16 protein-coding genes are annotated in these 11,705 nt (G+C 60.1%); 14 read left to right on the top strand and 2 right to left on the bottom strand.

Annotated features, from left to right (window positions below; all coding sequences use genetic code 11):
* Positions 1–43: 43 nt before the first annotated feature.
* Positions 44–1,066: a phage portal protein gene (locus tag RE428_RS03610; protein ID WP_004578896.1), complete on the bottom strand. Its 1,023-nt coding sequence runs from the start codon at positions 1,064–1,066 to the stop codon at positions 44–46.
* 17 nt (positions 1,067–1,083) lie between these two features.
* Entirely contained in the window at positions 1,084–2,862 is a 1,779-nt protein-coding gene (locus tag RE428_RS03615; RefSeq protein WP_004578895.1) for a terminase large subunit domain-containing protein, read from the bottom strand.
* 192 nt (positions 2,863–3,054) lie between these two features.
* On the opposite strand from RE428_RS03615, the gene RE428_RS03620 reads away from it, so the two are divergent.
* From RE428_RS03620 to RE428_RS03685, 14 genes are all read left to right on the top strand, one after another.
* Positions 3,055–3,969 (top strand): GPO family capsid scaffolding protein, encoded by a 915-nt coding sequence (locus tag RE428_RS03620; protein ID WP_004578894.1) that lies wholly within the window; start codon positions 3,055–3,057, stop codon positions 3,967–3,969.
* Between the two features lie 45 nt (positions 3,970–4,014).
* Positions 4,015–5,028, top strand: coding sequence for a phage major capsid protein, P2 family (locus RE428_RS03625; protein ID WP_004578893.1), 1,014 nt, complete (start codon positions 4,015–4,017; stop codon positions 5,026–5,028).
* A 67-nt stretch (positions 5,029–5,095) separates the two neighbouring features.
* On the top strand, positions 5,096–5,815 hold the full coding sequence (gene gpM / locus RE428_RS03630) for a phage terminase small subunit (RefSeq protein WP_004578892.1): 720 nt from the start codon (positions 5,096–5,098) through the stop codon (positions 5,813–5,815).
* 79 nt (positions 5,816–5,894) lie between these two features.
* Complete coding sequence (locus RE428_RS03635; protein ID WP_004578891.1) at positions 5,895–6,434, top strand: head completion/stabilization protein; 540 nt, start codon at positions 5,895–5,897, stop codon at positions 6,432–6,434.
* Positions 6,431–6,913, top strand: coding sequence for a phage tail protein (locus tag RE428_RS03640; protein ID WP_004578890.1), 483 nt, complete (start codon positions 6,431–6,433; stop codon positions 6,911–6,913). Before RE428_RS03635 ends, RE428_RS03640 begins: the two co-directional genes overlap by 4 nt.
* Positions 6,910–7,587, top strand: a complete 678-nt coding sequence (locus RE428_RS03645; RefSeq protein WP_004578889.1) for a phage virion morphogenesis family protein — start codon at positions 6,910–6,912, stop codon at positions 7,585–7,587. The genes RE428_RS03640 and RE428_RS03645 overlap by 4 nt, the downstream gene beginning before the upstream one ends.
* 4 nt (positions 7,588–7,591) lie before the next feature.
* Positions 7,592–8,719 carry a DUF2586 domain-containing protein gene (locus tag RE428_RS03650; protein ID WP_004578888.1) on the top strand — a complete coding sequence of 376 codons (1,128 nt, stop codon included), beginning with the start codon at positions 7,592–7,594 and terminating at the stop codon, positions 8,717–8,719.
* A gap of 33 nt (positions 8,720–8,752) precedes the next feature.
* Positions 8,753–9,217, top strand: coding sequence for a phage protein (locus RE428_RS03655; protein ID WP_004578887.1), 465 nt, complete (start codon positions 8,753–8,755; stop codon positions 9,215–9,217).
* 10 nt (positions 9,218–9,227) lie between these two features.
* Positions 9,228–9,632 (top strand): D-Ala-D-Ala carboxypeptidase family metallohydrolase, encoded by a 405-nt coding sequence (locus tag RE428_RS03660; protein ID WP_004578886.1) that lies wholly within the window; start codon positions 9,228–9,230, stop codon positions 9,630–9,632.
* 1 nt (position 9,633) lies between these two features.
* The gene (locus RE428_RS03665) at positions 9,634–10,128 is read left to right on the top strand and encodes a hypothetical protein (protein WP_004578885.1); all 495 of its coding nucleotides are present in this window, start codon (positions 9,634–9,636) and stop codon (positions 10,126–10,128) included.
* Positions 10,121–10,444 (top strand): hypothetical protein, encoded by a 324-nt coding sequence (locus tag RE428_RS03670; RefSeq protein WP_004578884.1) that lies wholly within the window; start codon positions 10,121–10,123, stop codon positions 10,442–10,444. Before RE428_RS03665 ends, RE428_RS03670 begins: the two co-directional genes overlap by 8 nt.
* 28 nt (positions 10,445–10,472) lie before the next feature.
* Entirely contained in the window at positions 10,473–10,742 is a 270-nt protein-coding gene (locus RE428_RS03675) for a putative phage tail assembly chaperone (protein WP_004578883.1), read from the top strand.
* A gap of 41 nt (positions 10,743–10,783) precedes the next feature.
* Positions 10,784–10,930 carry a DUF6890 family protein gene (locus RE428_RS03680; RefSeq protein WP_406564730.1) on the top strand — a complete coding sequence of 49 codons (147 nt, stop codon included), beginning with the start codon at positions 10,784–10,786 and terminating at the stop codon, positions 10,928–10,930.
* A gap of 14 nt (positions 10,931–10,944) precedes the next feature.
* A complete protein-coding gene (locus RE428_RS03685) occupies positions 10,945–11,700 on the top strand; it encodes a DNA-methyltransferase (RefSeq protein WP_004578881.1) in 756 nt (251 codons plus the stop codon).
* The last annotated feature ends 5 nt before the right edge of the window (positions 11,701–11,705 follow it).

An 11,705-nucleotide genomic window follows, 5' to 3' on the forward strand; every position in this document is an offset into this window, starting at 1 on the left:
AAACTCCAAGCGTGGCAAGGCTTTTGTTGTGTTTCGGTTAGTGTCACAAACTGGTTTCGGGGAAGTCGAACGCCAGGTGACACCGGGCAGGAAGCTGAGCGTTTAAGTCCAGAAACGGCTGGGCCTTGCTGCGCACTTCGTTATCGATATAGACGCGGCTGATCTTCTCAATATCCCCAAACCCGCCGGTGTTATCCGGCTTGATGCCCGCAAGGGCCGGGGGTACCCGGTGCGCCACCACAACATCGTCGGCGCTGATCTTCTTCACCCGCTCGAACTCGTCTTTTTGGCTGATATCTCCGACCGGTATCACCTGAACGCCTTTTTCCTTCCCGTTGGGCACATGCAGGTACATGCTGCGGAAATTCCCCACACCTTTGCCTTCCCGCACCTTATCAGTGATTTCTTTCTCGACTTCCGGGTCCATCTGCGGATCCGTGGTGTAAAGGATGTATCCCAGGTGGCTGCCATTCAGGAAATAGCGGCGGCGAAATAGGGTCGCGTCCTGATTGAGTAGCGCCGACTGCAGACCGCCCAGCCATTCGGGCACGCCATACACCTGCTGCACGGTGTCGTATTCTTTCACCATCAATACTTCGTCTTCCCGGTACTCAATATCCGGGGTTCCGTAGGGCTGCAGCATCCGGTACCCGCCGTCGCGGCGAACACGCATATTCATGGCGGGCAGATGGCGCAAGCGGACCGGAACACCGAGGAAGTCGGTTAGCACTTGCAGATAGGCCATGCCGAAGTTTTCAAAGTCCAACGCCGCAGCGCGGAAATCGGCCAGGCTCATGTGCCCGCCGGGTTTGAAAAATCGGGCCAGCATGTTGCGCTTGAAAAACAGGCAACTGGAGTGATGCGCGTTGGCGCGGCTGATCTGCGCCAGGCCACTGAGCGACACCGGGGGCAAATAAAGGTCGCCCCCAGGCGAGGTAAACACACCCAGGTAATCCGCCAAAGCGCCCAAAGGGACCGGTTCCGGATCCCCGAAACTCAGGTCGATGCTGTTTTTCTCCGGCGCTTTGGTGGCGCTGGTACGTTTTGGCTTGCGCTTGTTGCTCATGATCGGTTCCTTTCGGGTTAGGCCGCGTCCGCGAACACAACCTTGCTGCGGCGGGTGTCGTCGGGTGTCAGCAATCCCTCGTTAATCAGGGCGTGAGTGACGGCCCAGGCGGCATCCGCGTGGCCGGTCTTGTCGTTGCGATCGGCCACGTAGACGATTTGGCCGGATCCGGTGGTGGTCTTTCTGATCTGCATGAAGCCGGCGGCGATATCGGACCAGCTCGCGTCCCACTCCACACGGCCCTCGAGCACAACCTGTTGTGCCTTGAGTACAAGGCGGGTTTTCATCTGCGGGGAGTAGGTGATGGCTGTGGCTGCCGGGAAGAAGCGCTGCACCTGCTCAAAGACGCCGGATCCGGGACCGGTCACATCGACGCCGATGTATTCCACGCGGTACCGCTCGCACAGGTCCTTGATGGTTTGCGCCTGGTACTGCCACGCGCAGTTATGTAGCGCGATTCGCTCAACGATCCGGAACTTACCGCCGGCCTTGAGCGGTGGGGCGACCACGACGATGCAGGCACCGTCCCGAGTGCGGCTGGGGTCGTATCCGATCCACACCGGCCGGTTGCCCAGCGGCCGATCGGAATCGGGTTTGAAGTCGCGCCAGTCCTGCAGATCGCCAAGGCACTTTTCCAGATCCGACAACTTGAACACGCTGGCCGTGTCGTCGATGAACTTGCACTCGAATAGCTGGCTGAACTCATCAAGGTTGTACTCGATACGCAGTTGCTTGATATCGAACAGGTCACAACCACCTTTCACGGCATCATGAACGGTGATGATCTGACGCCACTGGCCGTCCGCACACACGACACCGCCCTTCAGCTCTGTACGGCTGGGCAGGTTGTAGTCGGGCTCGTTGGCAGCGCGCTGGCGCTTGTTGAACGTTTCCATGCTCCAGAACGGATAGGCGCTGTGACTCATCGCACTGGGCGTGGAGAAGTAGGTTTTGCGCCAGTTCTTATGTGTGGCTACCGCGCTGGCCACCTTGTTGAGCTTGTCGAAATTCGGGATCCAGAAATATTCATCCACATAAACGTGGCCGTGATACCCCTGGGCCGTGGCGCTGTTGGTGCTGAGGAAATACAGCGTTGCGCTGCCGGCGTCGCTGTGAATCTTGATCTTGTCCTTGCCCTTCAACTCGATACCGAACCACTCACTCGCAAAATGCGCGATGTACTCACGGAACAGATCGGCCTGGGCCCGGGAGGCGGATAGAAACACCTGGTTGTCGCCGGTCAGCAGGGCATCGGTGAAGGCTTCCCGGGCGAAATAGAACGTCAGCCCCAACTGACGGGACTTGAGGACGTTACGGATCCGGTGGTGTCGTTCGTCCCAAAGGTTCAACTGATAATCGAATAGACCGGCCTTGAAGTGATCGAGGATCGTTTCGGCGTCATAGCCGCTGAAGTCATTATTTCGGCGTCCCTTGCGCTTCTTCTTCGGCTTACTGGCGCCCCCTTGATCCTGTTCAGTAGGTGGCGTTACGTCTGCCGCCTTGGTGGTCTGCTTACGGCTTTCAAGCCGCTGCAGCCGCTCCAGCATCCCCACCAGCTTGTCCATCTCTTCCAGTTCGGCGCCGGTCTTCTTATCCCGGTCAGCGAGCAACACCAGACGGCGGGTGATCGCGCTTGTCGCTTCTTCGTCCTGCAGTTGATCCAACCAGCCGTAGGAGGCGGCCCACTGGTACAGAGTACGGCGGGGCACCCCGAGTTCGGTCTGAATCTCGGGTACCCGGAAGCGCCGCAAAAACAGTTTGCGCGCCGCGTCTTTGGTTTCCTGGCTGTAGCTCATGCAGCGGAGTTTAACGGGGAAACGTACCCCGAAAACGGGCCTTCATTGCTGGGGTTTCAAGTCATGAAAATCCTTGAAAAACAAAGAATAAAGCGCGTTGAAGGTGTCCCGGTCGCCGCCTAATCTGCAATCCGTTGAAGCACGAAAGCGCTGGATCATGCGCCATCGAATCACCGGAAAACGGACCCGAACATGCCCAAGAAAACCGCCCTCTATACCGACTGGATTGTCATCGGCACTGCCGGGCCAACGATCGATGGCCGGAACATTTCCGACACCCTGCTGGAGCAGGCGGCGAGCAACTACGACCCGAGCGAATACACGGCGGTGATCAATTCTGACCACCTGCTGGGCCTTTACGGCAATTTCGGCAGCGTTGTGGAACTGCAGACAGCGAGGGACGAAAAGGACCGCACGGTACTGCAAGCACGCCTGGCACCTAACAAACGACTGCTGCAGATGAATGCAGAGGGCCAGCGGCTTTTCACCAGCATGGAATTGATCGAGGACTTCGTCGGTACCGGCGAGGGTTATCTGATTGGCCTGGCCGTAACAGATCAGCCGGCCAGCATCGGTACCACTGAACTGCACTTTTCCAAATCATCGTCCGTTGTCCCGTCCTTGCTGGGTGAGTCGACCGAACTTTCCCTGGAAACACCGGCGACGGACGACAGCCTATTTCAGCGATTCATGCGCGCTTTCGTGAACAGTTCCCACGCCACCGGTGCGGTGGCGGATGACGCCAATGAAAACCCCACCGAGGACGACGAAATGACCCAACAGCAATACGACGCGCTGATGCAGAAGCTGCAGGCGCTGAGCGCAAAGGTTAACCCTGAGCAGGGCGAGACTGCCGACACGACCGTGACCGCCGAACAGTTCAACACCCTGACCGAACAGGTCGAAGCCCTGGGCGCCAAGATCGAGCAGCTCGCCGGCGGTGGTGAGTCGGCCGAGCCCGGCGCCAGTGAGGGTGTAGATCAGTTTGCGCAGATCACGGACGCCGTGAAGGGATTGGCTGCGAAATTTGATGCTCTGCTGCAGGAACGCCCGGACGGTCGCAAGCCAGCAGGCACCGGAGCCAATGAGGCCCAGGGTTTCGTTTAAGCCCTCCGGCACCTTTCTTTAAAACCCAGAACAGGACCTATTTTCATGAAGCAGCATACCGTTCAGGCGTTCACTGCCTTGCAGGTCGCGATGGCTGAAGCCTATGGCGTTGGCGACGTGACAAGAAATTTCGCGGTGTCCATTCCGATGGAAACGCGACTGAATGACGCCATTCAGTCGTCGTCCGACTTCCTCCAGCGCATCAACATCATTCCTGTGACCGACAAGATCGGCCAGGCGCTCAATATGGTGATTTCCAGCACTCTGGCCCGCCGCACGGATACCAGCGGTACCGGCGAGCGCAAGCCGAAAGACGCCAGCGGGCCTGACGGCATGAAATACACCTGCGTGAAAACTGAATTCGACGTGGCTATTACTTATGCGCTGTTGGACGCCTGGGCCCGCTTCCCGAACTTTCAGGAGCGGTATATGCAGCACGTATACCGGCGCATTGCGCTGGACCGGATCCTGATCGGCTGGCACGGCACCAGCGCAGCTACAAACACGGATGACGCGGCTAACCCGAATCTGGAAGACGTGAACATCGGCTGGCTGAAGCTGCTGGAAGACAACAACGCGGCGAACTTCCTGACCGAAAGCACCGACGCGACCGGGAAAATCACACTGGGACCCGCCGGCGATTATAAGAACCTCGATGCGCTGGCTTATGACATCTACAGCATGATCGGCGACGCCCACCGCACCGGAAATGAGGTGGCTGTTGTCGGGCGTGGCCTCGTAGCGGATGACATGGGGAAAGTGCTCACGAGCCACGCCCAGCAACCCACCGAGAAGAACCATATCCAGATCATGGAAAAGTCATACGGGGGCCTTCCCACGCTGACCGTGCCTGGCTTCCCCGACACCGGCCTGGTCGTGACTGATCTGGAGAACCTGTCCATCTACTGGCAGGAGGGCAGCATGCGCCGCAAGTCCGAGGATAACGCGCGCCGCGATCGCGTCGAGGACTTCAACTCGTCCAATGAGGCTTACGTGATCGAGGACACCAAGGGCATCGCCGGCATCAAGGCCGGTAACGTCCAGTTCGCCGAGGCGTAAGGCGGGTTAACCATAAACGCCCCGGGGAACTGGGGCTGCTGATCATCCTGGGGAGGAGACAGTAACCATGACTACACCAGCCATGCGACACCAGCAACGGGTGCGCCAGCAGCAGGCCGAGGCGCGCGCAAAGGCGCAGTTGGATGCGAAGCAGGCCGACGAGATCGACAACCTCGCCGGCGACTACGAGCAACACCAGCTTGTTGTGACCAGCCTCGAGCAGGACGCCCAGCGCTTGCAGGGACTGACCCTTGAGGAAAAGGGCGATATGAAGCGGGACGAGCTGCTACCGCGGTACCGCCCGGTGGTGGATGCCTACCTGGCCGCCTGTGAAGACGGTGAGGAACCTTACCGCAATCCGGTTCTGGTGCAGGTGATGATCTGGCTTTTCGACCTGGGGGAAATTCAGCCCGCGCTGGACCTGGCCAAGGTTGCGCACGAACAGCGCCAGCCCATGCCCGAGCGATTCAACCGCAGCCTGGAAACCTACGTGGCGGACGCCCTGCGAGAGTGGGCCGAGAACCAGCAGGCCGAGGGTGACCCGATCGAGCCCTATTTTTCGGACACGTTCGACCGGATCCGATCGGAGCAATGGCAGGTCAACCCGGCGGCCTTGATGAAGCTGCACAAGCTGGCCGGCCAGGAGTGCCAGAAGCGCGAGGCGCTGGAAGATGCTCTGGCGCACTACAAGACAGCCGTAAAGCTGGACCCGAAGCGGAGCAAGGTAAAAACCGTAATCGCCAGGCTGGAAAAGCAACTGGCGAGCAAGGCACCAGCAGACGAGTAACCCGAGTTTCAGCTCCGTAAGGGGCACGGTGGACCGACTCCACCCCACCGCAGGCCCCCGGCCCGGATGACAACGCCCCATGGGCGACCGTCTGAAGGTGCCGGACCGGCCTGCACCTACTGATCCACTGAGAGAGGACAGACTGGTGAGCGGATACAGCTTTGCAGGCGGCAGTCCCGCGCCGGCGGAACCGGTGACGCTGACCAATGTGGCTTTTTTCCCGGACATCGACACAGGCGAGTTTTTAACGCTTTACCGGATCCCGACTGAGATCGACGCCCAGATCATCGAGCACCAACTGTTGCAGGCGATGACACGAACCAATCACAGCCTTCAGACCTGGCGCGCAACACAGGAAAGCGAGGGGCACACCGCGCTATCGGATGTACCAGCGGAGAGCCTGGGCAATGAGTCGGAACTCGTCCGCCTCTACAAACGCGCCGTGATGTGCGAGGCGAAAGCCGAGCTGCTGAAAGAGACCGAGACGGTGGACCGCCGGGCGGTGGCTGAGAACGCCGCTAAGGCAGGGGAAGAAACGGAAGACAAGTATCGGGAGTTTGCGGCCGAGGCGATCCGGGTGATTGCCGGCCTCAATCGGATAGGAGTGGCCCTGATATGAGCAAGCTGCAGGCCCTGAGCGATCACCTGGCCGGCCACTTTTCCCAGCTTGGGATCCGCCGCGAGAACTTCGACAGCTTCCAAGAAAACGGCGAGCTACAGCCCGGCGGCGGAAGCGAAACCGAACTGGGCTGGCACCTGGCAGATTGGAAGTACCGCGCCGCGCTTGTTTTCGAACGGATCCCGTCAAATTCCGCCGGCCTTCTGCTGGCGCTGGTGCAGGCGTGGCTGAGCGACCACGACCCCGAACGCGAGGATGCCGGGCTGGATGCCCCCCAGGGTCAGGTGGACATGAACGATGGCAACAAATTCGCTGATCTGGAGCTGACCCTGGACTTTATGGATCCGATTTACCTGGTGGAAGCCGAGGACGGACCCATTACCTGGCAGGGCCGCCAGTACGAATTCGGCGATTACGACCTGTGGGTTGCAGAGCAGGGCGACGTGACCCACGGCGCTGATACGGATCTGCCGGCATGAAACTGACAGTCAGTGTGTCCGGCGATCTGGTGTTGCGTGACCAGCTTGCGCTGTTGCGACTGGATGGCGCTCAGCGCAGGCGATACCACCGGCTGCTGGGCAAGGAAGTGGCCCGCCTCAGTCGCGCCCGGATCAAGCGGCAGCAGGACCTGAACGGGCAGCCATGGCCGGGCCGAAAGAACGGCCGGCGCAAGATGATGCGCAAGATCATGCGGCCTAAGCACCTGCGCATTGATGCCTCGTCCGAGGCGGTGACGGTCACCTGGCGCAGCCGCTTGATGGGACAAATTGCCCGCCGGCAGCAGGAAGGGATCCCCGAACGGATGACCGCGAAACGGGCTGAGCGGATCCACGGCCGCCCCGACTACCAGGCCGACGCGACGCCTGCGCAGGCAAAGGCGCTGATCCAGTCCGGGTTCCGGGTGTACGCCGGGAAGACCAAGGGCGGAAAGGTGAAGACACGCCGGGTCAGCCAGCGGTGGATCCGCGAAAACATGACCCTTGGGCAGGCGGGGCTGGTGCTGCGACTGATCGGGGACCAACCGAGCAAGCAGAGCTGGGATATCCCGCTGCCGGCTCGCAGCTTCCTGGGACTGACTCCAGACGAGCGGGCCAGTGTGGGCCAGGAAATATTGACGAAGATGACCGACAACGCCCAACGGCGGAGAGGATAAAACCATGGCAATCGGACAAGTCACTGTAAGCAACGTGAACCGGATGCAGGGCGGGTTCACGGAAGTGGAGCGCCAGTTCCTTTACATCGGCGCCGGTGCGGCCGGCGCAAGTGAAGACGCCCTGCTGGCACTGAATGGCGACAGCGATCTGGACGCCTTGCTGGGCGAGACAACCAGCGAGCTCAAAACCCAACTGGAGGCGGCGCGCTCCAATGCGGGCCAGAACTGGCAAGCCTACGCGATCAACACGACCGGCACGTGGACTGACGCGCTGGACATGGCCTTGGAGCAACCGAACAACCTTGAGCCGGAGGCGGTGGTGGTCACCACGCCGGTGGTGGATAGCAGCGAAGTGAACGCGGCCTATACCGCTGCGATGGATTCCCTCGCGAGGTATGCGCGTTTTCTCACGATTCACCTGTGCGTGTCGGGTATCGATTTGGCCATGGAGGAGACCTGGGCCCAGTACACCGCACGGATCAAGCCGATTATCAACGGTGTCGCCGGTAACCGGGTCTCTGTAACGCCCCAACTCCATGGCAACAACCTTGGCGTAGTCACCGGTCGCCTTTGTAACCGTTCGGTCAGTATCGCGGACAGCCCCATGCGCGTACGCACGGGCCCGCTGGTCGGTCTGGGTGAAAAACCGGTGGACATCGATGGTAACCCGCTGACCATGGCGCACCTGACAGACCTGGCGCAGTCCCGCTTTTCAGTACCGCAGACCTATGCGGGCTACAACGGCACGTATTGGGCCGATCACATGATGCTGGATAACGATGGCGGCGATTTTCAGGTGTACGAAAACCTGCGGATCCTTGACTACTGCGCTCGTCGTGTTCGCAAGCTGGCGATCGCCAAGATTGCCGATCGAGCCCTCAACAGCACGCCAAAGTCGATCGCCTTTCACCAGACCTATTTCGCCCGCCCACTACGCGAGGCAAGCCGGGGCGTGGTGATTGGTGGCGAGCCATTCCCCGCGATGATCCGGGCCCCCGAGGAAGGGGATGTGGTGATCAACTGGGTGAGCCGCACAGAGGTTGAGATTTACATTCAGGCGGCCCCCTTCGAGTGTCCGAAAAAGATCGGCGTCTATCTGATGCTTGACCTGACCCGTGGGCTGGAAGGCTAAGCCAGGCCCTGACGCTTTGACGAGGAACGAGCGATGAGCAAACAGCGCATTAACGGCAAGAGCTTTGACTTTTCCCTGGGGGATCTGGCGGTGCATGCCAACAAATTCACCCTGGATATTACCGACAACACGGCCGTGGCAAAGACGCGCGGCGTACCGGATGGGTACACCGCCGGCGACGTGGAAGCGTCCGGCGAAATCGAGGTGGACCGCGCAAACCTGAAACTGATCACCGAAGCCGCCCGCAAGGCGGGCAGCTTCCGCAGCCTGGAGCCGTTCGACGTTACCGGCTATGCCCAGGCCGGTGATGACGAACTGAAGGTGGAGGCATTCGGCTGCAAGTTGACGATCAGCAGCCTGCTGGACGTGGACCCGAGCAGCGCAGACAAGTCGGTATTCAAGCTGCCGTTCATGGTGACAAGCCCGGACTTTGTGCGCATCGATGGCGTGTCTTATCTCGCCGCCGAGGAAATCGAATCACTGAGCGAGTCCAGCTAAGGGGTAGGTCATGGCGAAGACTGACTGGAAGAACTTTCAGGACACCGAGCTGCAGTGCCATTGCGGCGAGTGCGGGCCGGAAACCTGGCGAAAGATAGATCCGGACTTTATGGACAGTGTGCAGGTCCTGCGCGAGCGGCTGGGTTTCCCCTTGCCGATATCCAGCGCCTACCGCTGCCCCAATCACCCGGACGAGCGGAAGAAAAGCAAACCGGGTAGTCATTCCCGTGGCCTGGCTATTGATCTGCAGGTGAGCGGTGACAAGGCGCTCCGGGTTCTGGCGGCTGTCATGAGCATGGGTTTTGCCGCCGGCGTCGGGATTGCCCAGAACGGGCCGCATGCTTCCCGGTTCATTCATCTGGATGCGGACAAGCCAAGCAGCGGCGCCCCCCGTCCATGGCTCTGGAGTTACTGACATGGGTGTGCTGAGCAAACTGGGCGATCTGGTCACTGGCGGCCTGGCGAAAGAGGCGATTGAGGCGATCAAGGACTATTTCCCGCCGGACATGACGCCCCAGCAGCAAGCCGACATGGAACTGGCCCTGCAGAAGGTCGAGCAACGGCGACGCGATTCGGCCGCGCAGGCTGCAGCAGACGCCGAAGAACGCTTTAACCAACGCATTAAGGCTTTGGAGGGTACCGCTTCTGATCTGAGGACGATTCCGCTGCTGGGCCCCATCGTTCTATTCCTGCGGGGGTGCCAGCGGCCGTTGTGGGGCTTCGCAACGCTCTGGCTGGACTGGTGCTGGTTCAGTGCTTGGACACTCACCGATAAGCAGCAGAGCGCCCTGATTGTGATCAACGTGCTGGTGCTGGGTTTTCTATTCGGCGAACGAACCGTGAAGAACTTGCAGCCCCTGATCGTGCAGGTGTTCGGCGGGAGTCGGGCAAAAGGAGCGGGCGATGGCTGACGCCGAACCACAGCGGCCGCTGACCGATGAGGAGCTGCTGTCTATGCGAAACGAATTCCGGGCCCTGGTTGACCGCTTCGACAAGCACGAAGCCGAGGAAAAACAGAAGTACGACAAGCTGCTGACGATGCAATCGGAGAGCGCGGCAGCGATCAACCGTCTGGCCGACGCCACCCACGAAGTGGTGGAAGCCTGGAAGGCGGCCCAGGGGGCTCTGAAGGTCGGGGCCTTACTGGGGCGATTCATGAAATGGCTGACCAGTTTGGCGGTGATCGGCGGTGCCGTGACCTGGGCTGTTCAGCACGTCACGAAGTAACGACCAACGAAGCAACAAGGGGTGAACCATGGCCGAGAAAAGCGGCAAGAAAATCGAACTGGAAGTCGGCGACGCAAGCCTGGCGTTTCGGGTGTCCCTGGAGGATTACCACAACTACCAGAACGCCTTTATGCCCGACAACAAGGTGGCGCCGAGCGCCAATTTCCTGAAACGCACGGTGGAGTCTGGAAGCAAAGACACGCTGCAGGACTATTTGGAACAGGGACTGACCGTCGAGCTGGCCAGCGCCGTGGCGTCTGAATTCAAACCGGATTTGGAGATCCGGGTAAAAAAATAAATGCCGGTATAAGCCGGCTGCACGACGACACCGTGGGCCAGTTGTTGGCCCTGGTTCACAAGCATTTTCCGGGGCGTGATCCGGACCCGGCCGCGATGATCGAGGCGGCCTGGCTGGAGCAGGACCACTGGAAGCGAATGGAAGTAGCGATCGCCAATGGGATAGCCCGGGCGGTTAACGGTAAGTGAAGAGAGGAAATTTGATGGTCCGGAAAGTAGTCATCGGTAATGCGACGCTCTACTGCGGTGAAGCGCTGGAAATCCTACGACAGCTCGAGGCTGAGAGTGTGGATGCAGTTGTGACGGATCCGCCGTACAGCTCCGGTGGACAGTATCGTGGCGATCGGGCCGCAGGAAGTTGCAGCGCTAAATACCAGCAGACTGGAACCAAGAAGCAATACCCGGAGTTTCTCGGTGAAAACAGGGATCAGCGCAGCTTTGCCATGTGGTCGACGCTTTGGCTGACGGCAGCCGTAGAGCTATGTCGATCCGGGGCCCCCGTCTGCACGTTTACTGACTGGCGACAGCTTCCGGTCACCACCGATTACATGCAGGCCGCCGGCCTGGTTTGGCGCGGGGTTTTGCCTTGGGATAAAACCCCAGCCGTCAGGCCCGTCGCTGGTCGTTTCCGAGCTCAAGCGGAATACGTGGTATGGGGGAGCAAGGGGCCGATGCCACTCGACCGACCGGTGAAGTGTCTGCCTGGGGCATACAGCATCCGGCTGGATCCCCGGGAAAAACAGCATATGACCGCGAAACCGGTGGAGTTGATGAAAAGTATCAATGCCATCTGTGAGCCTGGCGGGGTGATTCTGGACCCCTTTATGGGGTCAGGTACCACGGGGGTGGCGGCGGTTGAAGAAGGCTTCCGGTTTATAGGTATCGAACGCAGTCCCGAATACTTCGAGATCGCTTGTGAGCGCATCGCATCCGCACAGAGCCAGGCGAAGGCTGCGTAGATTCA

This window comes from Marinobacter nanhaiticus D15-8W, from assembly GCF_036511935.1.
Classification (GTDB): Bacteria; Pseudomonadota; Gammaproteobacteria; order Pseudomonadales; family Oleiphilaceae; genus Marinobacter_A; species Marinobacter_A nanhaiticus.

Coding starts and splice junctions, on each gene's coding strand:
- RE428_RS03610 (WP_004578896.1), bottom strand. CDS start 1,066: ATGAGCAACAAGCGCAAGCCAAAACGTACCAGCGCCACCAAAGCGCCG.
- RE428_RS03615 (WP_004578895.1), bottom strand. CDS start 2,862: ATGAGCTACAGCCAGGAAACCAAAGACGCGGCGCGCAAACTGTTTTTG.
- RE428_RS03620 (WP_004578894.1), top strand. CDS start 3,055: ATGCCCAAGAAAACCGCCCTCTATACCGACTGGATTGTCATCGGCACT.
- RE428_RS03625 (WP_004578893.1), top strand. CDS start 4,015: ATGAAGCAGCATACCGTTCAGGCGTTCACTGCCTTGCAGGTCGCGATG.
- gpM (WP_004578892.1), top strand. CDS start 5,096: ATGACTACACCAGCCATGCGACACCAGCAACGGGTGCGCCAGCAGCAG.
- RE428_RS03635 (WP_004578891.1), top strand. CDS start 5,895: ATGGGCGACCGTCTGAAGGTGCCGGACCGGCCTGCACCTACTGATCCA.
- RE428_RS03640 (WP_004578890.1), top strand. CDS start 6,431: ATGAGCAAGCTGCAGGCCCTGAGCGATCACCTGGCCGGCCACTTTTCC.
- RE428_RS03645 (WP_004578889.1), top strand. CDS start 6,910: ATGAAACTGACAGTCAGTGTGTCCGGCGATCTGGTGTTGCGTGACCAG.
- RE428_RS03650 (WP_004578888.1), top strand. CDS start 7,592: ATGGCAATCGGACAAGTCACTGTAAGCAACGTGAACCGGATGCAGGGC.
- RE428_RS03655 (WP_004578887.1), top strand. CDS start 8,753: ATGAGCAAACAGCGCATTAACGGCAAGAGCTTTGACTTTTCCCTGGGG.
- RE428_RS03660 (WP_004578886.1), top strand. CDS start 9,228: ATGGCGAAGACTGACTGGAAGAACTTTCAGGACACCGAGCTGCAGTGC.
- RE428_RS03665 (WP_004578885.1), top strand. CDS start 9,634: ATGGGTGTGCTGAGCAAACTGGGCGATCTGGTCACTGGCGGCCTGGCG.
- RE428_RS03670 (WP_004578884.1), top strand. CDS start 10,121: ATGGCTGACGCCGAACCACAGCGGCCGCTGACCGATGAGGAGCTGCTG.
- RE428_RS03675 (WP_004578883.1), top strand. CDS start 10,473: ATGGCCGAGAAAAGCGGCAAGAAAATCGAACTGGAAGTCGGCGACGCA.
- RE428_RS03685 (WP_004578881.1), top strand. CDS start 10,945: ATGGTCCGGAAAGTAGTCATCGGTAATGCGACGCTCTACTGCGGTGAA.